This is a genomic window from Pediococcus parvulus, assembly GCF_007990205.1.
In the GTDB taxonomy this organism is placed as follows: domain Bacteria; phylum Bacillota; class Bacilli; order Lactobacillales; family Lactobacillaceae; genus Pediococcus; species Pediococcus parvulus.
The window spans coordinates 1-24788 of the sequence record NZ_BJWE01000014.1; the positions used below are offsets into that span (position 1 = coordinate 1).

General features: G+C 39.2%; 26 protein-coding genes and 1 pseudogene. 25 read left to right on the forward strand and 2 right to left on the reverse strand.

Going from position 1 to position 24788, the window contains the following annotated elements:
- The 7 genes and pseudogenes from PPA04_RS09645 to manA form a co-directional block, all read left to right on the forward strand.
- Positions 1-342: hypothetical protein (locus tag PPA04_RS09645; protein WP_222591702.1), on the forward strand; the 342-nt coding region annotated here is incomplete at its 5' end.
- 64 nt (positions 343-406) lie between these two features.
- Positions 407-997: pseudogene (locus PPA04_RS04345) on the forward strand (ATP-binding cassette domain-containing protein); the annotation flags it as partial.
- Between the two features lie 209 nt (positions 998-1206).
- Complete coding sequence (locus tag PPA04_RS04350) at positions 1207-1869, forward strand: TetR/AcrR family transcriptional regulator (RefSeq protein ID WP_057783756.1); 663 nt, start codon at positions 1207-1209, stop codon at positions 1867-1869.
- Positions 1870-3612 (forward strand): ABC transporter ATP-binding protein, encoded by a 1743-nt coding sequence (locus PPA04_RS04355; protein WP_057783758.1) that lies wholly within the window; start codon positions 1870-1872, stop codon positions 3610-3612.
- On the forward strand, positions 3605-5488 hold the full coding sequence (locus tag PPA04_RS04360; protein ID WP_057783760.1) for an ABC transporter ATP-binding protein: 1884 nt from the start codon (positions 3605-3607) through the stop codon (positions 5486-5488). The genes PPA04_RS04355 and PPA04_RS04360 overlap by 8 nt, the downstream gene beginning before the upstream one ends.
- Before the next feature lie 109 nt (positions 5489-5597).
- A complete protein-coding gene (locus PPA04_RS04365; protein ID WP_057783762.1) occupies positions 5598-6632 on the forward strand; it encodes a serine hydrolase domain-containing protein in 1035 nt (344 codons plus the stop codon).
- A 126-nt stretch (positions 6633-6758) separates the two neighbouring features.
- Positions 6759-7730, forward strand: a complete 972-nt coding sequence (manA, locus tag PPA04_RS04370) for a mannose-6-phosphate isomerase, class I (RefSeq protein ID WP_057783764.1) — start codon at positions 6759-6761, stop codon at positions 7728-7730.
- A gap of 60 nt (positions 7731-7790) precedes the next feature.
- Here the strand turns inward: manA and PPA04_RS04375 are convergent, their stop codons facing one another.
- Together PPA04_RS04375 and PPA04_RS04380 are read right to left on the reverse strand one after the other, a co-directional pair.
- Positions 7791-8495 carry a type 1 glutamine amidotransferase gene (locus PPA04_RS04375; RefSeq protein ID WP_057783766.1) on the reverse strand — a complete coding sequence of 235 codons (705 nt, stop codon included), beginning with the start codon at positions 8493-8495 and terminating at the stop codon, positions 7791-7793.
- Positions 8496-9842: a Mur ligase family protein gene (locus tag PPA04_RS04380; RefSeq protein WP_057783768.1), complete on the reverse strand. Its 1347-nt coding sequence runs from the start codon at positions 9840-9842 to the stop codon at positions 8496-8498.
- Between the two features lie 195 nt (positions 9843-10037).
- Here PPA04_RS04380 and PPA04_RS04385 point away from each other — a divergent pair, with 195 nt between their 5' ends.
- From PPA04_RS04385 to PPA04_RS04470, 18 genes are all read left to right on the forward strand, one after another.
- Complete coding sequence (locus PPA04_RS04385; RefSeq protein ID WP_057783770.1) at positions 10038-10628, forward strand: thymidine kinase; 591 nt, start codon at positions 10038-10040, stop codon at positions 10626-10628.
- On the forward strand, positions 10628-11710 hold the full coding sequence (gene prfA, locus PPA04_RS04390) for a peptide chain release factor 1 (RefSeq protein WP_057783772.1): 1083 nt from the start codon (positions 10628-10630) through the stop codon (positions 11708-11710). Before PPA04_RS04385 ends, prfA begins: the two co-directional genes overlap by 1 nt.
- Positions 11703-12569, forward strand: a complete 867-nt coding sequence (prmC, locus tag PPA04_RS04395) for a peptide chain release factor N(5)-glutamine methyltransferase (protein ID WP_057783774.1) — start codon at positions 11703-11705, stop codon at positions 12567-12569. Before prfA ends, prmC begins: the two co-directional genes overlap by 8 nt.
- Before the next feature lies 1 nt (position 12570).
- The gene (locus PPA04_RS04400) at positions 12571-13593 is read left to right on the forward strand and encodes an L-threonylcarbamoyladenylate synthase (protein WP_057783776.1); all 1023 of its coding nucleotides are present in this window, start codon (positions 12571-12573) and stop codon (positions 13591-13593) included.
- 11 nt (positions 13594-13604) lie between these two features.
- On the forward strand, positions 13605-14843 hold the full coding sequence (gene glyA / locus PPA04_RS04405) for a serine hydroxymethyltransferase (protein WP_057783777.1): 1239 nt from the start codon (positions 13605-13607) through the stop codon (positions 14841-14843).
- 72 nt (positions 14844-14915) lie between these two features.
- Positions 14916-15545: a uracil phosphoribosyltransferase gene (upp, locus tag PPA04_RS04410; RefSeq protein WP_057783779.1), complete on the forward strand. Its 630-nt coding sequence runs from the start codon at positions 14916-14918 to the stop codon at positions 15543-15545.
- Positions 15546-15919: 374 nt separating this feature from the next.
- Positions 15920-16639: a F0F1 ATP synthase subunit A gene (gene atpB / locus PPA04_RS04415; RefSeq protein ID WP_057783780.1), complete on the forward strand. Its 720-nt coding sequence runs from the start codon at positions 15920-15922 to the stop codon at positions 16637-16639.
- 26 nt (positions 16640-16665) lie between these two features.
- Positions 16666-16878 carry a F0F1 ATP synthase subunit C gene (gene atpE / locus PPA04_RS04420; RefSeq protein ID WP_057783782.1) on the forward strand — a complete coding sequence of 71 codons (213 nt, stop codon included), beginning with the start codon at positions 16666-16668 and terminating at the stop codon, positions 16876-16878.
- A gap of 51 nt (positions 16879-16929) precedes the next feature.
- Positions 16930-17454, forward strand: coding sequence for a F0F1 ATP synthase subunit B (gene atpF, locus PPA04_RS04425; RefSeq protein WP_057783785.1), 525 nt, complete (start codon positions 16930-16932; stop codon positions 17452-17454).
- Positions 17441-17983, forward strand: coding sequence for an ATP synthase F1 subunit delta (atpH, locus tag PPA04_RS04430; RefSeq protein ID WP_057783787.1), 543 nt, complete (start codon positions 17441-17443; stop codon positions 17981-17983). The genes atpF and atpH overlap by 14 nt, the downstream gene beginning before the upstream one ends.
- Positions 17984-18008: 25 nt before the next feature.
- Positions 18009-19541 carry a F0F1 ATP synthase subunit alpha gene (gene atpA, locus PPA04_RS04435; protein WP_057783789.1) on the forward strand — a complete coding sequence of 511 codons (1533 nt, stop codon included), beginning with the start codon at positions 18009-18011 and terminating at the stop codon, positions 19539-19541.
- 36 nt (positions 19542-19577) lie between these two features.
- Positions 19578-20525, forward strand: a complete 948-nt coding sequence (locus PPA04_RS04440; RefSeq protein WP_057783791.1) for a F0F1 ATP synthase subunit gamma — start codon at positions 19578-19580, stop codon at positions 20523-20525.
- A gap of 26 nt (positions 20526-20551) precedes the next feature.
- Positions 20552-21964, forward strand: coding sequence for a F0F1 ATP synthase subunit beta (gene atpD, locus PPA04_RS04445; protein ID WP_057783826.1), 1413 nt, complete (start codon positions 20552-20554; stop codon positions 21962-21964).
- A 13-nt stretch (positions 21965-21977) separates the two neighbouring features.
- Positions 21978-22403 (forward strand): F0F1 ATP synthase subunit epsilon, encoded by a 426-nt coding sequence (locus tag PPA04_RS04450; RefSeq protein ID WP_057783828.1) that lies wholly within the window; start codon positions 21978-21980, stop codon positions 22401-22403.
- 141 nt (positions 22404-22544) lie between these two features.
- Positions 22545-22778 (forward strand): DUF1146 family protein, encoded by a 234-nt coding sequence (locus PPA04_RS04455; protein WP_057783830.1) that lies wholly within the window; start codon positions 22545-22547, stop codon positions 22776-22778.
- A gap of 14 nt (positions 22779-22792) precedes the next feature.
- Positions 22793-24082: a UDP-N-acetylglucosamine 1-carboxyvinyltransferase gene (gene murA / locus PPA04_RS04460; protein ID WP_057783832.1), complete on the forward strand. Its 1290-nt coding sequence runs from the start codon at positions 22793-22795 to the stop codon at positions 24080-24082.
- Between the two features lie 185 nt (positions 24083-24267).
- Positions 24268-24528, forward strand: a complete 261-nt coding sequence (gene yidD / locus PPA04_RS04465; protein ID WP_057783834.1) for a membrane protein insertion efficiency factor YidD — start codon at positions 24268-24270, stop codon at positions 24526-24528.
- Between the two features lie 17 nt (positions 24529-24545).
- The gene (locus tag PPA04_RS04470) at positions 24546-24764 is read left to right on the forward strand and encodes a DUF2969 domain-containing protein (RefSeq protein ID WP_057783836.1); all 219 of its coding nucleotides are present in this window, start codon (positions 24546-24548) and stop codon (positions 24762-24764) included.
- Positions 24765-24788: the final 24 nt, after the last annotated feature.

The following is a 24788-nucleotide window of genomic DNA, read 5'->3' on the forward strand; positions in this document are numbered from 1 at the left end:
TCTTTTTCACTTTTATCAATGTTACTGACCAGCTTTTTAATCTGTAACTTATATATGTTAACTCAATTCTTATTAAATCTATATTTTTCAGATCGAGTGGGATATTTTCTTATACTTGTTTATGCAGGTCTTTCTTTAATGGTTGGCAAGAGTCTGTTTGTGAATGGCGGCTCAATAATTTTTCAGACACTGGTCTGGCCACAATTTATATGTCAACAACGATTAAGTATACTTCATGTGGATTTACTAATGTGGTATGTAATATTACTGATTTTTTTTGTGTTGATTGAAGGATTAATTTATTGGCGGCTAAGGCAAATTGATTGGTTACGGAGGGATTAAAATGAAAATTGAATTACGTCATTTTTCTAAAACTTAAAAAAAACGTTCTGTATTAACTGACGTTAACTATACTTTTAACGGGGGATCAATATACGGACTATACGGAATTAATGGGTCAGGTAAAACAATGTTATTAAGAGCGATGGCTGGTTTCATTCATGCAACTAGTGGTGAGGTATTGGTGAATGATAAAATTCTGCATAAAGACGTTGACTTTTCACCAGAAACGGGTATTCTTATCGAAAATATGAGTTTATTACCTCAATATTCAGCCTTTGAAAATTTGAAAATTTTAGGTAAAATTCAGCATGTCGCAAACGATGAAGATATTGAGAATGCTTTAAAGGCAGTTGGTTTAGAAGAGAACATTCACAAACCAATTGTGAAAGATTTTTCACTAGGAATGAGGCAAAAATTAAATATTGCACAAGCAGTTTTTGAAGATCAAAAAATTATTCTTTTAGATGAACCAACAAACGGCCTAGATACGGAGAGTGTTAGTAAATGTATTAAGTTGTTACGCAAACTGAGAGATGAAGGAAAACTTATTGTGGTTGCAACGCACGTGGCTGAAGATATGAAAAAACTTGCGGACACGCAGTTACACATTGTTGAAGGAAGGATTGAGTCAACTGAGCAAGTAACCGTTAAGTAAATTTATTTATAGAATTTTGTTTTTTATACAGAAAGACGCTACTAAGTATTTTTTAGTGGTGTTTTTTAATTTTGTGATTGAAAAGGTTAGGTTTTTGACAAAGAAATGACAAAAAAGTGAAAAATCGAGTCAATAAATTCGTCTTGCAAATGCATAGATTAAGCGTATAATCATCAATTATGACAGTGTGTCATTTTGAGGAGGAAGAAATGCCAAAAGCCACATTTTTTAATTTAAATGAAGCCAAAAGGGCTCGATTGATGCGGGCCGCGCAACATGAATTTTCACGTGCACCGTTACCTGAAGTATCGGTCAGTGCCATTGTTGCCGATGCCCAAATTCCACGCGGTAGCTTCTATCAGTACTTTGAAGATAAGGAAGATTTGTATTTCTATTATCTGGGTACATTAGTGAATAATATGGAACAGCATTTATTGAGCTTAATCAAAGAAACTAAGGGTGATCTGTTTGTTTCAATGACTCATTTCTTTGATTATGCGGTTGAAGAGGTTGTTGAAGGACCTAACGCTGATATTTTTAAAAACGATGTGGCAACCAATTTTCAACATGCACAGAACTCTAACCGGTTTGGTAAAGATCGGGCCAATTATCCATTTTTCAAAGCAATGCGGGATACGGAGGATGAAATTAGCCGCTCCGTTGATCGAACCAGTTTGAAGGTTACTAGTGATGCAGATTTAAAGGCATTACAAAGGCTTATTTTTATGGTGTTGGTACATACAATTGGGCATTACTTTCACTCTCAAAAGACAAATTCACCAGAAAGTCTTGAGGATATCAAAGCAGAATTTTCAATGACATTGAACTGGATTGCAAACGGCGCACTAAAATCAAAAAAGGAGCTTGGTTAAATGTTTAAATTATCACGACGATACTTAGCCTGGTGGGCAGTTGGTATTGGTACCTTATTCTTAATCGTACAGGTGATGTGTGATTTATGGTTACCAAATATTACATCAGACATCATTAATAACGGAGTTGCCAAAAGTGATATTTCGTATATCTGGAATTCAGGATACAAAATGTTGGCAATTTCTTTACTTGGCGTGCTGGCGTCAGGCGTAAATGTGTATTTTGCTGCTACGCAATCTCAACGCATGGGGAGTAAAATCCGTGATGCACTTTTCAAAAAGGTTTCTTTTTTGTCTAATCATGAATTTGAACAATTCGGGGATGCATCATTAATTACTCGAACTACTAATGACGTGATCCAAATCCAAAATGTGATGGTTATGATTTTACGGATGATGCTGCAATCACCAATTATGTTGATTGGCGCTGGTTTTATGGCTTATAGCAAACAACCAGAATTAACGGTTGTCTTTTTGGTTTCCTTGCCAGTTTTGGCAGTTTTTGTTGGGATCATTATGTTTTTTGCAGTCCCACTCTTTCAAGGAATGCAGAAAAAAATTGACCGAATTAACCTGGTTTTCCGAGAAGGATTAACCGGTGTGCGGGTTATTCGGGCGTTTAATCGGGATAAATTTGAACAGGATCGTTTTAGAGGGGCCAACAAAGATTACACGCAAACAGCGATTAAAGTTTTCACGATTGTTTCTTTTATGTTTCCAATTATGACTTTAATCATGAGTGGAACCAACATGGGAATCATCTGGTATGGTGCAAAATTGATTGCCAACCAAACGATGCAAGTTGGTAATTTGGTTGCCTTTATGACGTATGCTGCTCAGATCTTGATGAGTTTTATGATGCTTTCAATGGTTTTTGTTTTCATTCCTCGGGCTTCTGCTTCTGCAAAACGAATCAATGAAGTTATTGAAATGAAAAACAGCGTTAAAGATCCTGCTGAACCAGTTTCAGTTGATGCGACTGAAAAAACAGCTTCTTTAAAATTTGATCATGTCGATTTCCGTTATAAAGGGGCTGAAAAACTGGCTATTGATGGTGCAAATTTTGAAGCCCACGCTGGCCAGACAGTTGCCATTATTGGGGGAACTGGTTCAGGAAAGTCAACGTTGATTAGCTTAATTCCCCGGTTCTTTGATCCTGAAAAAGGAAAAGTTTTGATAAACGGAATTGATGTAAAAACCATGAGCCAAAAAGACGTGCATGCGCAGGTTTCACTTGCACAACAAAAATCAGTTTTGTTCCGGGGCACAATTCGTGAGAATATGAAATTTGGCAATCCGGACGCAACTGATGATCAAATTTGGCGTGCAATGGAAATTGCGCAAGCAACTGAATTTATTCATAAAGATGAAGATGGGTTAGACGCTTGGGTAGAACAAGGTGGGGACAACTTTTCAGGTGGTCAAAAACAACGATTAACCATTGCCCGAACTTTGGTCAAACAAGCACCAGTTTACGTTTTTGATGATTCATTTTCTGCACTAGATTTCAAAACGGATGCTGAATTACGGCATGCCTTACGTGAAGATGAACAAGTTCAAAAGAGTGTGGTTGTCATTGTGGCGCAACGAATTGCCACTGTTGCTGATGCCGATCTAATTTTAGTTATCGATGATGGCAAGCTTGTTGGTCAAGGTACGCATCAAGAATTAAAGGCCAATAATGAGACTTATCGGGAAATTATTGACTCACAAATCAAGAAGGGAGATCAAGTGAATGGCTAAAAATAGTGAAAAGCGACCACAACGAACTGGCGGTCATAGTGGTCATGGCATGGGTATGGGAATGCCTACTGAAAAGCCACAACATTTTTGGAAAACAACTTGGCGGTTATTACGATATCTCTCTCCTTGGATGGTGCTGGTTGTCCTGGTACTGATTTTAGCGGCGGTTTCGGTGATCTTACAAATCAGAGCACCTAAAATCTTAGGTGAAGCGACAACCCAAATTTTCGCTGGGGTAATGAAGGGTTCTGCGCAAATGAAAGCCGGTATCGGCCTTCATACGTTACCAATTAACTTCACAAAAATTGTGCATATTTTAACGACCGTCGGAATTTTGTATGGTTTGTCAGCTCTATTTAGTTTCGCGCAACAAGCCATCATGACTCAGGTTTCACAACGAGCCGTGTTCCAGATGCGAAAAGATTTCAAAGAAAAAATGCAACGGGTACCAGTTTCCTATTATGATACGCACTCAAACGGTGATGTTATGAGTCGGATGTCCAATGATATGGATAATATTTCTGGAACCTTACAACAAAGTTTGACGCAATTAGTGATTAGTGTCTTGCAGTTTGTTGGTGTTTTATACATGATGCTTACTATTAGTTGGAAACTAACTTTGATTGCTGTGTTGACCGTTCCTTTGAGCTTGATTGTGGTGGCGTTTGTTGCCCCAAAATCACAGAAGTTTTTTGCCGGTCAACAAAAACATTTAGGTTTATTGAATGATCAGATTGAAGAAACGTATTCGGGACATACAGTCATTAAGAGTTTTAATCATGAAGATAAAGCCATTCAAGATTTTAAAAAGGAAAATGACAAGTATTTAGGTTATGCATGGAAAGCCCAATTTGTATCAGGCTTGATTATGCCGTTGATGAACTTTATCAAAAACTTGGGTTATGTCTTTGTGGCTGTTGTGGGTGGAATTGAAGTTGCCCATGGTCAAATTACTTTAGGTAACGTTCAGGCATTCCTTCAATATACTCAGCAATTTTCACAACCGATTACCCAAATTGCCAACTTGACGAACACAATTCAAATGACGATTGCCTCTGCCGAGCGGGTTTTCGCTGTTTTAGATGAACCTGAAATGGGAGAAACACATGTAGAAATTCCAGATGTGAAGAATCCAGCAGCAGAAGTTATGTTTGATCATGTGGACTTCCGTTATGTTGAAGACACACCATTAATTCAAGACTTCAATTTGAATGTTAATTCTGGTGAAATGGTCGCAATTGTTGGTCCTACTGGTGCCGGGAAAACCACGATCATTAACTTACTTGAACGTTTTTATGATATTAAAGATGGTTCCATTAAATTAGATGGGGTTGATACCCGTAATTTAAGTCGAGCAGAGTTACGTTCACAGTTTGCAATGGTGCTTCAGGATACTTGGCTGTTTACCGGAACCATCCGCGAGAACATCAAGTATGGTCGTGAAGATGCCACAGATGAAGATATGGTTGAAGCCGCTAAGGCAGCCCATGCAGATACCTTTGTTCGTCAGCTTCCTCAAGGTTATGACACAATTTTGAATGAATCTGCAAGTAATATTTCGCAAGGTCAACGACAGTTGTTAACCATTGCCCGGGCCTTCTTGGCAGATCCCAAAGTATTGATTTTGGATGAAGCGACAAGTTCTGTTGATACCCGGACCGAAGTTCTGATTCAACATGCGATGAATAAATTGTTGAAGAACCGAACTAGTTTTGTGGTTGCTCATCGACTTTCTACGATTCGCAATGCACAAAATATTGTGGTGGTCAACCACGGTCAAATCGTTGAAACTGGGAACCATGATAGCTTGATGGAACAAAATGGGTTTTACGCTGATTTGTATAATAGCCAATTCTCTGGCAATGAAGTTATTTAAACCTTAAATTTAAAGATAAAAATACCATTATTCGTAGTTCGTCTCAGTCTAAAAGTGAGACAATTATTGAATGATGGTATTTTTAGATTAATGACTGGAGATTTCAAAAATGAGCGAACCCTACCAAAATACAGAAAAACAAATTAAAAAATTAGTTTCACAAAGGATCGTGCCTGGGATTTCCTATGCCATTATTGATCATGAACAAGTTATCAAAAAGGTAATGGGGGATTCAGAAGTTAAACCGAAACATTTTCAGCTGCAAGATGGGATGACCTACGATGTGGCATCGTTAACTAAGATTGTTGGCACAGAAATTTTGATTAGTCAACTAGTTGAAGAAGGGCAACTTTCATATGATCAGCAAGTGGTCAAAATTCTGCCCAATTTCTTTGACGCCCACGTTACCATTCGGCACTTATTGACACACACTTCTGGGATCACGGGTTATATTCCACATCGCAATGAATTAAGCACAAGAGAGCTATTACAAGCGTTATTTACACTTGAAATTGGGCCGGATTTTAATCAGAAGGTGGTTTATTCTGACTTAAATTATATTTTTCTCGGGTTGATTATTGAACATGTTTTGCATACGCCTGTCCAAGTGGCGATTACTGAGCGGGTATTGACGCCGTTGAAATTAACGCATTCTACATTTGCGCCGGATCCGTTAATTTGTGTGCCCACAGAATGGACAGCCAAAACGGGTTTGATTCGAGGCACAGTTCATGATCCTAAAGCGCAAATTTTAGGTGCTCATTGTGGATCGGCAGGTCTTTTTTCAACGCTGGGTGATTTAACAAAGTATGTTATCTGGCTCCTTCATCCGGAAACTAACCCTTCAGTTTTGAAGAAGCAAACGGTAAACCAGTTATTTGAAAATCAAACCGCTAATCCTGATTTAATCCGTTCTTTTGGCTGGGGATTAATTAAGCAAACTGATAACGGTGAGGATCATTGGGTGTTAAAGCATAGTGGTTTTACAGGAACCATGTTATTAGTTGATACGACTCGGCAACAAGCGCTAGTTTTTCTCTCTAATCGGGTCCATCCTACCGCTGACAATCAAATTTACTTTACTTACCGACAGGCTGTGATTGAGGCGTTTTTGAAGGATGGACAGGGTAGTGTAAAAGGTTAGTTAAACCGTGAGCTTGATTGGAAATGGACACAATTGAAAATTTGTATATACATTTCCAAAACATTACTGAAAGCGCTTCGGTTTTATGGTAAACTATTCTCTGTAGTAGCGAAAGGAGAGATCGTTTTGAGTGAACCATTATTTTTGGCTCCAGTATTTCATGAAAAAATCTGGGGTGGCAATAAATTAGCAACTGAATTTGGATATAAAATTCCTAGTGATCAAACTGGTGAGTGTTGGGCAATTTCGGCTCATCCACATGGTCCGGCAGAAGTGATTAATGGACCATACAAAGGCTTAACTTTGGATCAGGTTTGGGCACAACATCGTGAAGCGTTTGGCAATGCAAAGGGTGACGTTTTTCCTTTACTGACTAAAATCTTGGATGCTAACGATAATCTGTCCGTCCAAGTTCATCCAAATGATGCCTATGCAGCAGAACATGAACATGAATTGGGCAAAACAGAATGCTGGTACGTCATTTCTGCAGAACCTGGTGCCGAATTGTATTATGGGCATAATGCGAAGAATCATGAAGAATTAGCAGACTGGATTAATCATGGCGAATGGGATAAATTATTCCGCCGGGTTCCAGTTAAAGCAGGCGATTTCTATTATGTTCCAAGTGGCATGATTCATGCGTTAGGCAAGGGCATTATGGTACTTGAAACCCAACAGAGTAGTGATACCACTTATCGTTTGTACGATTTTGATCGTGTGGATAAAAAGACTGGCAAAAAGCGTGAACTACATTTGAAACAGTCAATTGACGTGATAACGGTCCCTCATGAAGATCCAAAACTCAACGTTGAAAAAACAACGGTTGGTGATGCAGAAGTTACAACTTATGTAAAGCCACCGGTTTCACCACATTTTTCTGTTTATCAATGGTTGCTAAAGAATGGTACCGCAACGTTTAAACGAGGAGCCGCTCCTTACACATTGGTTTCTGTTTTAAAAGGTGAAGGTCACATTGAAGTTGACGGAAAGAGTTATGATATCAAGAAGGGTGTTCATTTTATCTTGCCATATCAGGTTAAAGAGTGGACTTTAACTGGTGACTTACAGATCATTGCAAGCGAACCGGGCGAAGCATAAAACTAACTAAATAACGGCCAGCCATGAATTGTAAGAATTCGTGGTTGACCGTTATTTTGTTTAAAAAGTTTCTGGAATTTTTAAGGCTTTTTGTTGGCTTAAATCGGCATCTGGATATTTTCGTTCAAGGGCAGTGATTAACAGGTGTTTTGCTAAAGATCCGTTTCGCGTCAAGATTGGGCCATGGAAATAAGAACCATAGACGTTTTTGTAAATGACGCCTTCAGTTTTGTCTTTCCCATTATTTCCGTGACCACTTTCAACAACACCTAGTGGTTTTTCACCTTTTCCCAAGAAGGTCATGCCATTATGGTTTTCAAAACCATGATATTCTTCTTGCGTCTGTTTGTTTTTAATTAAAATGTTGCCAATGAAGCGGTTGTGATCCTGACTAAGGGTGTAATGATCTAAAGCCCCAATACCCGGAATCTTTTCGCCGTCCGCACCAATATAGTAATGGCCAAGGAGCTGATAACCGCCACAGATAGCTAACATTGGTCCACCATCGTTGATATATTTGGTTAGTTCTTCTTTTTTTGAAGGAATGTCTTTTGAAACGATTAATTGTTCGTAATCTTGACCGCCACCGAAAAAGACTAAATCAAAATTGGCTGCCTTAAAGTCGTCATCTAAACTGATGACTTTAACGGTTAGATCCGTGTCCATTTGTTTGGCGTAATATTTGAGTGCTAGTAAATTGCCATTATCACCATAGGTATTGAGGAGATTACCGTATAAGTGAGCAACGTTTAAGGAATATTTCAATTAAATTCCCTCCTTAATATAGCCATCGTCAGCTAGCTGTTTGCGTAATTGAAGCATAGCAGTGTAGGTTGCAAAAACATAAACCCGTTTTGTTGGCAAATCTTTTAATCGGTCGACCGCATCATGAAGATTAGGTTCAATCCATAAGTTATCGTCCGTTACACCGGCCACTTTCAAACGGAAGGTGATATCTTTGTACCGCTCGCCACCTGTCATGAATTGTTTAATATTCATCTTAGGAAGCTTTTCAAACTCGCCATCCCAAATCCAACTTGTGTCAATTCCGTCCGCATAATTGGCATTTAGTAACCCAACTAACGAAAAAGGTTGTGTTTCAGTGCCTACCATGTCGATCACTTGGTTTAACCCAACTGGATTTTTGACCAAGACGATGGTAATTTCTTTGTCGCCAACCTGAATTTGTTCTTGACGCCCAAAAACGCGTTCGTCTGGATCGTTTAATGCGGTGGCAATTTCATCATCTGTGACGCCCATGAATTTACCAACAGAATACGCAGCTAGTGCGTTATACACGTTGTAAAGGCCACCAATGTGTAAATTAAACGAAGTGCCATCGATAGTAAATGCTGAAGTTGCAGGGGTCAATTGATCAACACTAGTTAATTCGTATTTCAATGCGGGGCGTTTAAAGCCACAATTAGGACAGAAATATTTTCCTAAATTACTGTAAACGATAAAGTTATAGTGCAAGACATGCTGGCACACAGGGCACAAAATGCCGTCCGTATTTACATCAGCAGTAACGTCGTGGTCACTTTGATTGTTGAATCCATAATACTGAATGGGATTGGGCAGTTCTTTTGAATTAAAAATAGAAGCGTCGCCATTAGCAATGATCGTTGCTTCAGGTACCAGAGCAATGCCATCTAGAATTTTTTTATAAGTCGTGTAAATTTCACCGTAGCGATCCATCTGGTCACGGAAAATATTGGTCAACACAAACGCTACGGGCTTGATATACTTGGTCACCATAATGACGTTGGCTTCGTCAACCTCCAAAACGGCAATTTGACGGCCGTTTTTAGATCTTTTAGCGGTTAAAAATGTGGTCACAATGCCTTGTTCCATGTTGGAGCCACTTGGATTCGTTAAAACATGATCAAATTTTTGATTTAAAACTTTTACAGTAAGTGCCGTTGTTAAAGTTTTACCGTTAGTTCCGGTAATCACAATGACGTCGTAATTTTGTCCCAACACTTTTAAAATATCGGGATCAATTTTAGTTGTTAGTTTTCCGGGAAGCGAGCTTCCTCCGTTTCGAAATTTATGCAAAAACCAATAGGCTGATTTTCCAGTCGTAATGGCAAGTGAGCTTTTGAGTGACATAAGACTCCTCCATCAAATTGTTAAAAGGGTGTATTACCCTAAATCCTAAATGTTAATTTTAAGCCCTAGCGCGCAAAAAAGAAAGTTATCCGGAAAAAGAACCCTTCAAAGTGATTCTGGCTTATGATCAAAGATGAAATTTTTCTGGTTATCGGCTATACTAAATAGGAAGTAAATACAAAGGGAGAAACTACCTTGGCACAGTTATTCTTTCACTATGGCGCAATGAATAGTGGTAAATCGATTGAAATATTGAAGGTTGCTCATAATTATGAAGAGCAACATAAATCTGTTGTTTTGATGACCAGTGGAATTGATACACGAGAAAATGTTGGTGAAATTGCCAGCCGCATAGGTTTGCACCGCACTGCGGAACCAATTTTTGATGATACCGATGTTTATAAACGCGTTTTGGAGCTCAATCCAAACGCGGCTTGCGTATTAATTGACGAGGCTCAATTTTTAAAGAAGCATCACATTATTGAGCTTGCAAAAATCGTTGATGATTTAAATATCCCTGTAATGACATTTGGGCTTAAAAATGATTTTCGTAATGAATTATTTGAAGGTTCAAAATACTTATTAATTTATGCGGATAAAATCGAAGAGATGAAAACCATTTGTTGGTTCTGCAAACATAAAGCAATTATGAATTTACGTTTTGCAAACGGCAAACCAGTATATGAAGGAGAACAAGTTCAGATCGGTGGCAACGAGGCCTACTATCCAGTTTGCCGACGTCACTATGTGAACCCTCCTTTGGATGAAATGAGGAAAGATAGTTAATGAATGATTTTATTGATAAACTTCAGGCAGTTGAGGATCGCTATGATGAGTTAAATGAACTTTTAGCGGATCCCGATGTAATTTCTGATTCTCAGAAATTTACTGAGTTGTCTAAGGAAGAAGCAAGTATTCGCGAAACAGTCGCAAAGTTCCGAGAGTATAAAAAAGTGATTGCTCAAATTGCTGATGATGAAGAAATGCAACGTGAAAAACTAGATCCAGAAATGGATGAGTTAGTTAAATCTGAATTAAGTAGTTTGAGAAGTCAACGCGATGATATTGAAGAACAAATTAAAGTACTGATGTTACCAACGGACCCTAATGATGACAAAAATATCATTATGGAAATTCATGGTGCTGCTGGTGGGGATGAAGCTAGTTTATTTGCGGCGGATCTTTTCAACATGTATTCACGGTACGCTGAAAATCAAGGATGGAAAGTTCAAATTGTGGACGAGAACGCGACTGAAGTTGGTGGCTTTAAAGAAATTGTGTTGATGATTTCCGGTGATCGGGTCTATTCCAAACTCAAGTATGAAAATGGTGCTCATCGTGTCCAACGGGTGCCGGTGACAGAATCGGCGGGTCGAGTCCATACTTCAACTGCTACAGTGGGTGTTATGCCAGAAGCTGAAGATGTTGACATTGATATTGATCCAAAAGATATTCGAACCGATGTCTATCGGTCATCTGGTGCTGGTGGTCAGCATATTAACAAAACTTCATCAGCTGTGCGAATGACCCATTTACCAACTGGGATTGTGGTTGCCATGCAAGATGAACGTTCTCAGCAACAAAACCGAGTTAAAGCGATGCAAATTTTGAAAGCGCGGGTTTACGATTACTATCAAACGCGTGAACAAGATGCTTATGATGCTGAACGAAAGAGCGCGGTCGGAACGGGTGATCGTTCGGAACGAATTCGAACTTATAACTATCCACAAAACCGGGTCACAGATCACCGAATTGGGTTGAGTTTAAACAAACTGGATCGGATTATGAACGGTGAGTTAGATGAAATAATTGATGCTTTGATTTTAGATGATCAAGCAAAGAAGATGGAGCAACTTCGAAATGAGTAACCCCACCTATTTAGAGGCCCTTAAATGGGCTTTTTTGTATATCAAGCCCACTACTCAGGCTGGCATTGATGAAAGTGGGGCAAAGTTGCTCTTAGCCAACATGATGCATTGGAACAATACACAGTTAGTTTTACATTATCGAAATGTGATGACGCCGTCGACTTGGACTGCTTATCAAAAAAATGTGCGCCAGTATGCTGATGGAATTCCTGTTCAGTATCTGACGCAGCAAGCTACTTTTTACGGAAATAACTTATTTGTGGATTCTCGCGTCTTGATTCCCCGGTTTGAAACTGAAGAATTGGTTGAATGGGTATTAAATGACAATGATGAAACAAGGCATACGATTTTGGATATCGGCACCGGTTCAGGAGCCATTGCAATTGCACTAAAAAAACAGCGACCAAATTGGCAAGTGACGGGTTCTGATATTTCAGCGGATGCCATACAGGTGGCTCAGAAAAATGTAACCTTACAAAAGGTGGAAATCCCACTTATCCAAAGTGACTTGTTTGAAAATTTTGGTAACAAACGTTTTGACATCATTGTCTCTAATCCGCCGTATATTGCAGAGTCAGAAAAAAAGGCTATGGATCAAAGTGTGATTCAATACGAACCGCATCAAGCTTTGTTTGCAAAAGAACAGGGACTGGCCATTTACCGACAATTCAGTCAACAAGTCAGCGATCATCTAAATGAGAATGGCCGTTTATATTGCGAATTTGGATACCAACAAAAAGAAGAATTAGCGAATTTATTTACAGCGGCGGATCATAAGTATCAAGTGAATTTTAAAAAAGACGTTACAGGTCATGATCGAATGATGTGCGTAACGCTTGATGGTGAAGGGAAGTCATAATTTGGAAACGAAAATATATCATGCAGATACAATCAAGGAAGCAGCGAAAGAAATTCAGGCTGGGCAATTGGTGTCTTTTCCAACTGAAACCGTTTATGGCTTGGGGGCTGATGCGACGAATGAAGCAGCAGTCAAACAGGTGTATGTGGCAAAAGGACGACCGAGTGATAACCCGCTTATTGTTCATGTGGCGGATATTACGACCGTTGAAAAGTATGCGCAACCCTTGTCTGAAAAAACCCGTTTATTAATGAAGACATTTTGGCCAGGACCGTTGACCATTATTTTGAAACTCAAACCAGATGCGCTCTCAAAGAGTGTGACAGGCGGGTTGGAAACCGCGGCCTTCCGGAACCCACATAACGAAGCAACGCTCGACTTAATTCGTCAGGCTGGTGTGCCAATTGTGGGGCCTTCTGCAAATACTTCAGGAAAACCTAGTCCAACAGAGGCTAAACATGTGTATCATGATTTGCATGGCAAAATTGCGGGAATTCTGGATGATGGACCAACCCAAATTGGGGTGGAATCAACCGTTATTGATATGTCTGGTGAGGTGCCAAGTATTTTAAGACCTGGCGCGGTTAGTGAAGCGCAGTTAGCTAAAGTTATCGGTACTGTTCAATCTGATCATCATAAGGTCGGTAAAAATGAAGTTCCTAAAGCTCCAGGGATGAAATATAAACATTATGCGCCCAACGCACAAGTTTTGATTGTGGCTGATGACCAGTGGCCAGCCGCCATGAACTGGGCAGCCCAGCAAAATAGTCCGGTTGGGGTAATGACTACCGAACAGGTAAAAAAAGAGAATCTCATTCCAACAAATGCAGAATGGTTTTCATTAGGTGAAGATGTCCATTCAGCTAGTCACAATTTATTTGCTGGATTACGGCATTTTGATTTAGAAAGTTCGGTGACGTATATTTTGGCTCAAGAATTTGATAGAATAGGGCTAGGCGAGGCCTACATGAATCGTCTAGGAAAATCGGCAGGACAACAATACTTTCAAACACCTAATAAATAGGAGGCGTTTTAATGGATTACAAAAAAGAAGACCCTGAACTATGGGATGCAATTGCGGGTGAGCAAAATCGCCAACAGCATAATATTGAATTAATTGCATCTGAAAATATTGTATCGAAAGCAGTTCGTGAAGCACAGGGGACTGTTTTGACCAATAAGTACGCAGAAGGTTATCCGGGAAAACGTTACTATGGCGGTTGCCAATATATCGACCAAGTAGAGCAATTAGCAATTGATCGAGCCAAAAAATTATTCGGCGCTGAATATGCAAATGTGCAGCCGCACTCTGGTTCGCAGGCCAATGCGGCAGCGTATGCCGCATTTATCAAACCGGGAGACAAAATTCTGGGTATGGACTTAAACGCTGGTGGTCATTTGACTCACGGTGCGAAAGTTAGTTTTAGTGGAAAGTTTTATAAATCAGCTAGTTATGGTATTGATTTAAAAACAGAACGACTGAACTACGAAGACATTCGCAAGATTGCAATTGCCGAAAAACCACAGATTATTGTGGCGGGCGCTTCAGCGTATAGTCGTATTATTGATTGGCAAGCGTTTAGAGAAATTGCTGATGAAGTTGGTGCCTATTTAATGGTTGATATGGCACATATTGCCGGACTGGTGGCAACTGGCTTGCACCCATCACCAGTGGGCATTGCGGACGTGGTCACGACCACCACGCATAAAACGTTACGAGGCCCTCGTGGAGGAATGATTTTATCCCAAGAAAAGTATGCCAAAAAAATTAATTCTGCCGTCTTTCCAATGACGCAGGGCGGCCCATTAGAGCACGTTATCGCCGCTAAAGCAGTTGCCTTTGGCGAGGATTTACAACCAGAATTCAAAACGTACATGCAACAGGTCAAGGATAATGCCAATAAGATGGCAGAAACCTTTAACGAATCCGATTTGGTGCGCGTAGTTTCGGGTGGAACTGACAATCATTTGCTGACTCTTGATTTAACAAAAACCGAATTAAATGGTCAAGAAGTGCAAGATTTATTGGATTCCATTTTTATTACAACTAATAAGGAAGCAATTCCAAATGAAAAGCGAAGTCCGTTTAAAACGAGTGGGTTAAGAATTGGAACACCAGCAATTACGACTCGTGGATTCAGTGAAGATGATTGTGAACAAGTTGCTAAAATTATTTTATCAGCACTAGAAAATCATAATTCTGTTGAAAAATTAGCTGATTTAAAACAACAAGTCTTTGCATTAACAGCAAAACATCCAATTGATGTAAATTAATTGAATTACCCCTAGTTTTTTTGCGTCAAGTTAGCTACAATTGATAGAGATATTGAAGGGAGAGTGTGATTTATGGGTAAGTTCCAAGTTCTTGACCATCCGTTGATTCAGCACAAATTAACAATTATTAGAGATAAGAATTGTGGTACAAAGGTATTTAGAGAAGTTGTTAATGAAATCTCTGAGCTCATGGCTTACGAAGTTTCACGCGATATGCCATTAGAGGATGTTAAAGTTGAGACGCCAATTGGTTGGACAACCAAAAAAACACTTTCGGGTAAAAAAGTAGCTATCGTTCCGATTCTTCGGGCTGGATTAGGTATGGTTGATGGAATGCTTGAATTAATTCCTGCAGCTAAGGTTGGTCATATCGGTATGTACCGAGATGAAAAGACTTTAAAGCCAGTTGAATATTTTGTTAAATTACCAAGTGATATTAGCGAACGACAAATTTTTGTTGTCGATCCAATGTTAGCAACTGGTGGTTCAGCAATTATGGCAATGGATGCTTTGAAAAAGCGCGGCGCAAAAGATCTGCGATTAGTGTGTTTGGTAGCAGCTCCAGAGGGTGTAAAAGCCTTACAAGAAGCTCATCCTGATGTTGATATCTATACAGCAGCTTTGGATGAATCATTGAATGAAGATGGCTATATTGTTCCTGGACTAGGGGATGCTGGCGATCGTTTGTTTGGTACAAAGTAACTTGTAGGTTTAGCTAAATAGTTTTTCAAAAGAAGAGCAAAAAATGGGCATGTTGTTTTTATAAAACGGATGTCGATTTTTTTGCTTCTTTTTTAATATCTCCGATTATTTTTAAAAAGTGAAGGAGAACTGTTTAGGACTACCTAAACGGTAAGCGCTTTATTGAAAATGTTGATTTCACGGGCATGATGACTCCTTTTTAAAAGTGAAAAATATCCTCCTTTTTTTTGTGTTTTTCCCAAATTGGTGGTATTATTTCATTTGTATTTTGAATAGGCATTACGCTCTATTTTTATATAATTGTTGACGTTTTAGGGTAGTTGACCTGCAAATCTTCAATAATTCACTAAGGCTATGAAAAGAGGTGATCTTCTGTGAGTGGAGACTCTGTTTCTACTTTCCAATTTTTGGGGCTTACTTTTAATACGACCAATATTATTTCAGGATTGCTTGCGGCAATTATCGTAGTTGTAATAGTTTTCGCGTTTTCAAGAAATCTAAAATTAAAACCAACTGGAAAACAAAATGTTTTAGAGTGGTTAATTGATTTTACGAATAATATTGTTCGAGGCTCAGTGACAAATGGTGATGCACCGAACTTTGGTTTATATGCATTTACTTTGTTCTTATTCATTTTTGTATCTAACCAACTTGGGTTATTCCTACAGATTGGTTGGAATGGTGTAACGTATGTGCGGAGTCCAACTTCAGATCCAATTGTGACGCTGACATTCTCGTTGATGACGTTGATGTTGGCACATTTTTCTGGAGTCAAAAAGCTCGGATTCAAAAAGTACTTTAAGGAATCATATTTGACGCCGTTTAAGTTCTGGCTACCAATTAGTGTTTTTACCGAATTGATTGACTTCCTTACGTTAGGTTTACGTATTTACGGGGTTATCTTTTCAGGAGAAATGTTGCTGAAATTTATCGGAGAAATGGCCTTTTCTGGTGGTGTTGGTATGACAATTGTTGCCGTACCAATTGCATTTATTTGGCAAGGATTTTCATTATTCTTAGGTAGTATTCAAGCGTATGTTTTCGTCACTTTGACTTCAGTTTACATTTCTCAACAGATTCAGACTGAGGAATAATTAATATTTTAGGAGGATTTAAAACTATGGGAGCTATTGCAGCAGGAATTATTATGTTCGGAGCCGCTATCAGTGGTGGTATCGGTGATGCCCTTGTTATTTCAAAAACACTTGAAGGAATGGCACGCCAACCAGAATTATCTGGTCAATTAAGAACAACTATGTTTATTGGTGTTGGTCTTGTTGAAGCTATGCCTATTATCGCTTTCGTTGTGGCATTGTTAGTCATGAACAAGTAGTTTATTGTCACACAAGCAAACAAATAATAGGGTAGAAGGAGGTGTCAATAGATGCTCTCACATTTAATGTTGGGTGCTTCAAATTCGCTGTATCTTGGTGATATGTTGCTCTATGCCATCGTCTTTGTTATTCTCATGTGGGTAATTAAAGTTGTCGCATGGGGACCAGTTACTAAGATGATGAAGGAACGGGCAGATCGAATTTCTAACGATATCGATTCTGCAAAGAAATCACGCACAGATGCCGAAAAGTTAGCTGAACAACGAGAAGAAGCGTTGAAGAATTCTCATGCCGAAGCCTCCACGATTGTAAGCAACGCGAAGGATAATGGGACAAAACTGCGTGAACAAATCGTTGCAAGTGCCCAACAAGAAGCACAAACACTCAAGCAAAATGCTCAAAAGGACATTGAACAAGAGCGAAAAGATGCACTGAAGGGTGCTCAGAATGATGTGGCTAGTTTATCTATTGAAATTGCTTCTAAGATCATTCAAAAAGAATTGAACGCGCAGGATCAAAAACAGTTAATTGATTCTTACATTGAAGGGTTGGGGAAGCAAAATGAGTCTAGATAAGATGACAATTGCCAAACGATATTCAAAAGCCCTTTTTGATTTAGCTGTTGAAAAGAACCAACTTGAACCAGTTTATGAGGATTTACAACAGATTAAGCAAGTTTTTAGTGAAGTTTCGGATTTAGACCAAATTTTAGATGATGTTCGTTTAACTGATGAGCAAAAATCAACAATTATTGTGGATCTAAAGAAGGATGCGACTGTTTACGTCAAAAACTTGATTCAAATGGTTTATGATTATGGTCGGATAAGTAATATGGTGGACATTGTGGATCAGTTTACTGTTCTTTACAATGCTTACAACCACATTACTTATGCGGAATTGTCGACTGCGGTTGAAATCGATTCGGATCAAAAGAAACGATTAGCAGATGGATTTGCTAAAAGAATCGGAGCACAAAAAGTGATCATAAATAGCCGGCTTGATCCAAGTATTATTGGTGGGGCTGTGTTGAAATCAAATGGTTTAGTTTATGATGGCAGTATTAGTTCTAAAATGGCTAAGATCAAGCAAATGTTACTTAAATGAGATTTTGTAAAGAGGTGAAACTTTTATGAGCATTAAATCTGAGGAAATCAGTGCTCTAATTAAACAACAATTAGAAGGCTATCAAGACGAGCTTAATGTCGAAGAAACAGGTACCGTTACATATGTCGGTGATGGTATCGCCCGTGCTCATGGCTTAGATAATGCTCTTGCTGGTGAACTTCTAGAATTCTCTAACGGTGTTTACGGAATGGTTCAAAACCTTGAATCAAACGATGTCGGAATTGTTATTCTTGGTAACTATGATGATATTCGTGAAGGTGACACAGTTAAGAGAACTGGACGAATCATGGAAGTTCCAGTTGGAGAAGCCTTAATCGGACGGGTTGTCAATACACTTGGTCAACCAATCGATGGTAAAGGCGAAATTAAAACAGATCATACACGTCCAGTTGAACGTAAAGCTCCTGGCGTTATGGAACGACAATCAGTTAGTGAACCCCTTCAAACAGGGATTAAAGCGATTGATTCGTTGGTTCCAATTGGTCGTGGTCAACGTGAGTTAATCATTGGTGACCGTAAAACAGGTAAAACATCTTTAGCAATTGATACAATTTTGAATCAAAAGAATCAAAATATTATCTGTATCTATGTTGCAATTGGTCAAAAGGAATCAACTGTGCGTACCCAGGTTGATACGCTCGAAAAGTTTGGCGCAATGGACTACACAATTGTTTTGAGTGCCGGCCCATCAGAACCAGCCCCAATGCTTTACTTGGCACCATATGCCGGCGCAGCAATGGGTGAGGAATTTATGTTCAATGGTAAGCATGTTTTGATCGTGTATGATGATCTTTCAAAACAAGCTGATGCTTATCGTGAACTTTCCTTGATTTTGAGACGTCCGCCTGGTCGTGAAGCTTACCCTGGTGATATCTTCTATACGCATTCACGTTTACTAGAACGAGCAGCAAAATTGAATGACAAACTTGGTGCAGGTTCAATGACGGCTTTGCCATTCGTTGAAACCAAAGCGGGAGATATTGCCGCTTATATTCCAACCAATGTTATTTCAATTACTGATGGTCAAATTTTCTTGGATAGTGACCTATTCTATTCTGGTACTCGTCCTGCGATTGATGCGGGTTCTTCTGTATCCCGTGTTGGTGGAGATGCGCAGATCAAAGCTATGAAACGGGTAGCCGGAACATTGCGTTTGGACTTAGCATCTTATCGTGAATTGGAATCATTTGCACAATTTGGTTCTGATTTGGATGATGCCACTAAGGCGAAGTTAGCACGTGGAAGTCGAACTGTTGAAGTTTTGAAACAACCATTGCACAAACCACTTGCTGTTGAGCATCAAGTTTTAATTTTGTATGCGTTGACTCATGGTTTCTTAGATAAAATTGCTATTGATGATATTTTACGTTTCCAAGATGAACTAATCGAATATATCGATGGTTCACACGACGATTTGTTAGATGTTATCCGCAAAACGGGCGATTTACCAGATACTGACAAAATGGATGCTGCAATTCAAGAATTTGCAGATCAATTTCAACCAACAAAAGTAGAAGACGCAAGTGCTTCTAAATAAAACAATGCTTTAATTGACAGAAAGTGGTGAGAAAAAATGGCAGCTTCAGAACAAGACGTTCTCAGACGAATTGACTCCACTAAGAAGACCAGTCAAATTACCACTGCGATGCAAATGGTTTCGACCGCAAAACTGAATCAAATTCAAAAACATACTTTTGGGTATCGCGTTTATGCTGAAAAAGTTGAAAGTATTGTGGCTCACCTTGCAAAATCACATTTAATTAGTGAAAATGCAGCTGGAAGTGAAAAAAGCGATGACACTACTGAAAGTACAATTTCAGCAACAGATTTGCTCAAACAACGACCAGTCAAAAAAGTTGGGTTCTTGGTTATTACGTCTGATCGTGGTTTAGTTGGTAGCTATAATAGCTCGGTCCTCAAACAAACTGAGGATTTCATTCAATCCACAGGTCATTCAGCCGAAGATAGTGTTATTTTAGCTGTCGGCGGCACTGGCGCAGACTTTTATAAAGCACGCGATATGAACGTGGCTTATGAATTTCGTGGTGTGAGTGATGTTCCTACTTTTAACGAAGTACGGGAAATCGTTCAAACTGCAACGTCAATGTACTCTAATCAAGTTTTTGATGAGCTTTATGTTTGCTACAACCATTTTGTAAATCGCTTAACAAATAGATTTCATTCAATTAAAATGTTGCCAATTAGTGATGCTTTAGTGAAAAGTCAAGATGAGAAAAAAGAGCAGGGTAAAAAAGAATTAATGCCAGAATATGAGACAGAGCCTTCAGAGGCTGTGTTATTACAGGCTATTTTACCTCAGTATGCAGAAAGCCTTGTTTATGGTGCGATTCTGGATGCTAAGACTGCTGAGCATGCTTCAAGTTCGACAGCTATGCAAACTGCTTCTGACAATGCTAAAGATTTAATTTCATCGCTTCAATTGCAATATAACCGTGCACGACAAAGTGCGATTACCACTGAAATCACCGAAATTACCGGTGGTCAGGCTGCACAAGAATAAATTTAGATGGGAGGAATTAACTAATAATGAGTACTGGTAAAGTTGTCCAAGTTATCGGACCTGTTGTTGATGTTGAATTTCCTCTGGATGGTAATTTACCTGATATTAATAATGCTTTAAACGTCAAGAAACCAGACGGCAGTATTTTGGTTGCTGAAGTCGCTCTTGAACTTGGAGACGGCGTTGTGCGAACAATTGCTATGGATGGTACTGATGGTTTACAACGTGGATTGGAAGTTGAAGATACTGGTTCTTCAATCACAGTTCCAGTTGGTGATAAAACATTAGGTCGGGTTTTCAACGTCCTTGGAGAAACAATTGATAATGGTGAAAAATTTGGACCCGAAGTAAAACGTAATCCTATTCATCGGGATCCACCTAAGTATGATGACCTAAACCCTAGTATGGAAATTTTGGAAACAGGAATCAAAGTTATTGATTTGCTGGCTCCGTATATCCGTGGTGGTAAGGTTGGACTATTCGGTGGTGCCGGTGTTGGTAAAACTGTTTTAATTCAGGAATTAATTCATAATATTGCACAAGAACACAATGGTATTTCTGTATTTACGGGTGTTGGTGAACGAACTCGTGAAGGAAATGACTTGTATTTTGAAATGAAGGCATCGGGTGTTCTTGAAAAGACCGCCATGGTGTATGGTCAGATGAACGAGCCGCCTGGTGCGCGTATGCGGGTTGCTTTGACTGGTTTAACATTGGCGGAATATTTCCGTGATGTTGAAGGACAAGATGTGTTATTATTTATCGATAACATTTTCCGGTTCACACAAGCCGGTTCTGAAGTATCCGCATTGCTTGGTCGTATTCCTTCTGCCGTTGGTTATCAACCAACACTGGCTACTGAAATGGGTCAGTTGCAGGAACGAATTACTTCAACCAAGAAGGGATCAATTACTTCGATTCAGGCCGTTTATGTGCCTGCCGATGATTATACTGATCCCGCCCCTGCCACAACCTTCGCCCATTTGGATGCCACAACTAACTTGGAACGTAGCTTAACGCAACAAGGAATTTATCCCGCTGTTGATCCGTTGGCTTCTACTTCAAGTGCGTTGGATCCATCTGTCGTTGGTGAGGAACATTACAAAGTGGCAACAGATGTTCAGCATGTGTTGCAACGCTATCGTGAGTTGCAAGATATCATTTCTATTTTAGGAATGGATGAATTATCTGACGAAGAAAAAACGATTGTCGCTCGTGCTCGTCGAATCCAATTCTTCCTATCACAAAACTTCTCAGTTGCGGAACAGTTTACTGGTCAACCAGGTTCTTATGTTCCTGTTGAAGAAACAGTAAAAGGTTTCAAAGAAATTCTTGAAGGTAAGTACGATGATTTACCTGAGGATGCTTTCCGTCAGGTCGGAAATATTGATGAAGTTGTTGAAAAGGCGAAGAAGTTAACTAGTGCTGCAAGTAAATAAGGGGGAATTCTAATTGGCTGATAAATCAGTATTAACCGTTAGTATCGTGACTCCTGATGGTCAAGTTTATGACGGAACTTCCAGTATGCTGGTAGTAAAGACACAAGCTGGCCAGCTTGGAATTATGCCTAACCATGTCCCTATTATTGCGTCACTATCGATTGATGAAGTGCGAATCAAACATGATGATTCTGGTAAAAGAGAAGATGCAGTTGCGGTCAATGGTGGCTTTGTAGAGTTTTCGGACAATACAGCCACAATCGTTGCTGATACTGCAGAAAATGAATCTGATATTGATGTAAACCGTGCTGAGAATGCGCGTCAACGAGCTCAAGAAACGATTCGAAAAGCTCAAGATGCACATGACAACTCTGAGTTACGTCGTGCACAGATTTCATTACGTCGTGCAATTAATCGAATTAATGTTGCAAAACATTAATTCACATTTGAAGAGTTTCATAACCGTTTGGTTGTGGAGCTCTTTTTTTATGGTTATTAATTTATTAAAATGAGAGTTAAACGCGTATTTTTAGTATGGATATGATACTATTGTAATAAATCATAGATTGAAGAGGATTTTATGAATTTATTGGGAATTCAAGCTTTATTAACGTTAATTTGTTACTTCTTTTTTATTTTCATTTCTTTTTGGGCAATTCAGGGTATCCATTTGGAGCGTATTTTGCACGTTTCCGATCCAAACCAATTTAAAGCATTGATTGTTTTACTATCGATTGGTCTAGGGTACATGGGTGGCTCATTCTTTCTCGAATTAATTAATAATATTAGAAATTTAAGTTACTTACTAAAATAGTGGAGGTTTCGTTCGTGGATAAGATTATTGTTAAGGGCGGCAATCGACTCAAAGGTGTAGTCAAGATTGAAGGCGCCAAAAATGCTGTTCTGCCGATTTTGGCAGCAGGAATTTTAGCTAGTGAAGGTCGAGTTGAGTTAAGTAATGTACCAATTCTGTCTGATGTTTATACGATGAACAACGTGTTGCGATTTTTGAATGTGGATGTTGAGTTTGATGAAGCTCAGCATGAGATTCGGATGGACGCAACCAAAAAAGTTTCTACCGAAGCCCCATTTGAATACGTTTCAAAAATGCGAGCTTCAATCGTTGTAATGGGTCCGTTACTAGCAAGAACTGGGCATGCCAAGGTGGCAATGCCTGGCGGTTGTGCAATCGGCTCTCGGCCAGTTGATTTACATCTAAAAGGACTGGCAGCATTGGGAGCTCATATTACACAACATGATGGATACATAGAAGCTAGTGCAAGAAAATTAATCGGAACTAACATCTATTTAGATTTTCCAAGTGTCGGGGCAACTCAAAACATTATGATGGCGGCAACATTGGCGCATGGAAACACAATCATTGAAAATGCCGCTTGCGAGCCAGAAATTGTTGACTTGGCCATGATCTTAAATAAAATGGGCGCCCATGTTACTGGAGCAGGAACGGAAACAATCCGAATTATTGGTGTGCATCAATTGCACGGAACAAGCCATGCTGTTGTTCAAGATCGAATTGAAGCCGGCACTTTCATGGTGGCTGCTGCTGCTACCCAGGGGGATGTTTTAATTCAGGATGCAATTTCAGAGCACAACAAACCATTAATTTCTAAAATGCGTGAGATGGGTGTCCATATCTTTGAAAAAGATGAGGGGATTCGTATCGTTGGGCCTAAAAAACTATTGCCGGTTTCGATTAAAACATTACCGCATCCTGGGTTCCCAACGGATATGCAACCCCAAATGTCGGTATTGCAGTTATTGGCACAAGGCACAAGTACACTAACTGAAACTGTGTTTGAAAATCGGTTTATGCATTTAGAGGAATTACGTCGAATGAATGCCCAGTATAGAGTGGAAGGTTCTTCCGTCATTATGAATGGCCCAACTGATTTTAATGGTGCTGAAGTGGCTGCTACGGATTTGAGAGCTGGTGCGGCCTTGGTTATTGCAGGTTTAGTGGCAAAGGGGTATACACAGGTCACTAATTTGAAGTATTTAGATCGAGGTTACTATAACTTTCATGGTAAGTTGAGTGCTTTAGGTGCTCAAATTAAACGTGTCTCTGGTACGAATACAACTTTAACGGTCAAAAATTAATTTTTTGATAAAAAATAAAAAATCAATGACGGTCGATTAATAACGTGAGGTGGAAGGCGTTACTTAGTTGACCGTCGTTTCTATTCATTTTACAGGTTAATATCAGCTAGATTCGGGCTTTAGAGAGAATTTAGGGTGTGCTATAATAGGCTGTTAGATTGGATATTTTTGAGAGGTGGACACAATTGAAAAAATTCTTTTTGATGCTAGTACGTGGATATCAAAAGTTTATATCACCACTTTTTCCACCAAGTTGTCGGTATTATCCGACATGCTCTAATTATATGTTGGGAGCTCTTAAGAAGCACGGGGCATTGAAAGGTACCTTAATGGGGACTGCGCGTATTTTACGCTGTAATCCGTTTGTTAAGGGTGGTTATGATCCGGTGCCGGATTATTTTACTTTGAAACGTAATCCGCATCCTGATGAAAAAATATTAAATTAACCTGTATGGAGGAAATTATGTCTAAGAAACAGCAAAGTGTTAAGGTACAAATTGAAGAAAAAGAAGTTGATGGGCAAACGATTCAACAACTTTTTATTGCTAAAAATTTAATCGGCGAAATCACACCACAGGATAAAGAATTTGCGACTCATCTAATTGGGGGCGGAGACTTTACAGCTAAATCCACGGATGATGCTGTTGAATGGCTTTTGCAAGAATACAATCTTCATCAATAAAGCGCAGTTTAAGTTAAGGAAGGA

Coding starts and splice junctions, on each gene's coding strand:
- PPA04_RS04380 (WP_057783768.1), bottom strand. CDS start 9,842: ATGTCACTCAAAAGCTCACTTGCCATTACGACTGGAAAATCAGCCTAT.
- PPA04_RS04355 (WP_057783758.1), top strand. CDS start 1,870: ATGTTTAAATTATCACGACGATACTTAGCCTGGTGGGCAGTTGGTATT.
- prmC (WP_057783774.1), top strand. CDS start 11,703: ATGAGTAACCCCACCTATTTAGAGGCCCTTAAATGGGCTTTTTTGTAT.
- atpH (WP_057783787.1), top strand. CDS start 17,441: ATGAGTCTAGATAAGATGACAATTGCCAAACGATATTCAAAAGCCCTT.
- PPA04_RS04455 (WP_057783830.1), top strand. CDS start 22,545: ATGAATTTATTGGGAATTCAAGCTTTATTAACGTTAATTTGTTACTTC.
- PPA04_RS04350 (WP_057783756.1), top strand. CDS start 1,207: ATGCCAAAAGCCACATTTTTTAATTTAAATGAAGCCAAAAGGGCTCGA.
- atpE (WP_057783782.1), top strand. CDS start 16,666: ATGGGAGCTATTGCAGCAGGAATTATTATGTTCGGAGCCGCTATCAGT.
- PPA04_RS04360 (WP_057783760.1), top strand. CDS start 3,605: ATGGCTAAAAATAGTGAAAAGCGACCACAACGAACTGGCGGTCATAGT.
- upp (WP_057783779.1), top strand. CDS start 14,916: ATGGGTAAGTTCCAAGTTCTTGACCATCCGTTGATTCAGCACAAATTA.
- PPA04_RS04470 (WP_057783836.1), top strand. CDS start 24,546: ATGTCTAAGAAACAGCAAAGTGTTAAGGTACAAATTGAAGAAAAAGAA.
- glyA (WP_057783777.1), top strand. CDS start 13,605: ATGGATTACAAAAAAGAAGACCCTGAACTATGGGATGCAATTGCGGGT.
- atpD (WP_057783826.1), top strand. CDS start 20,552: ATGAGTACTGGTAAAGTTGTCCAAGTTATCGGACCTGTTGTTGATGTT.
- atpF (WP_057783785.1), top strand. CDS start 16,930: ATGCTCTCACATTTAATGTTGGGTGCTTCAAATTCGCTGTATCTTGGT.
- atpA (WP_057783789.1), top strand. CDS start 18,009: ATGAGCATTAAATCTGAGGAAATCAGTGCTCTAATTAAACAACAATTA.
- prfA (WP_057783772.1), top strand. CDS start 10,628: ATGAATGATTTTATTGATAAACTTCAGGCAGTTGAGGATCGCTATGAT.
- PPA04_RS04440 (WP_057783791.1), top strand. CDS start 19,578: ATGGCAGCTTCAGAACAAGACGTTCTCAGACGAATTGACTCCACTAAG.
- PPA04_RS04365 (WP_057783762.1), top strand. CDS start 5,598: ATGAGCGAACCCTACCAAAATACAGAAAAACAAATTAAAAAATTAGTT.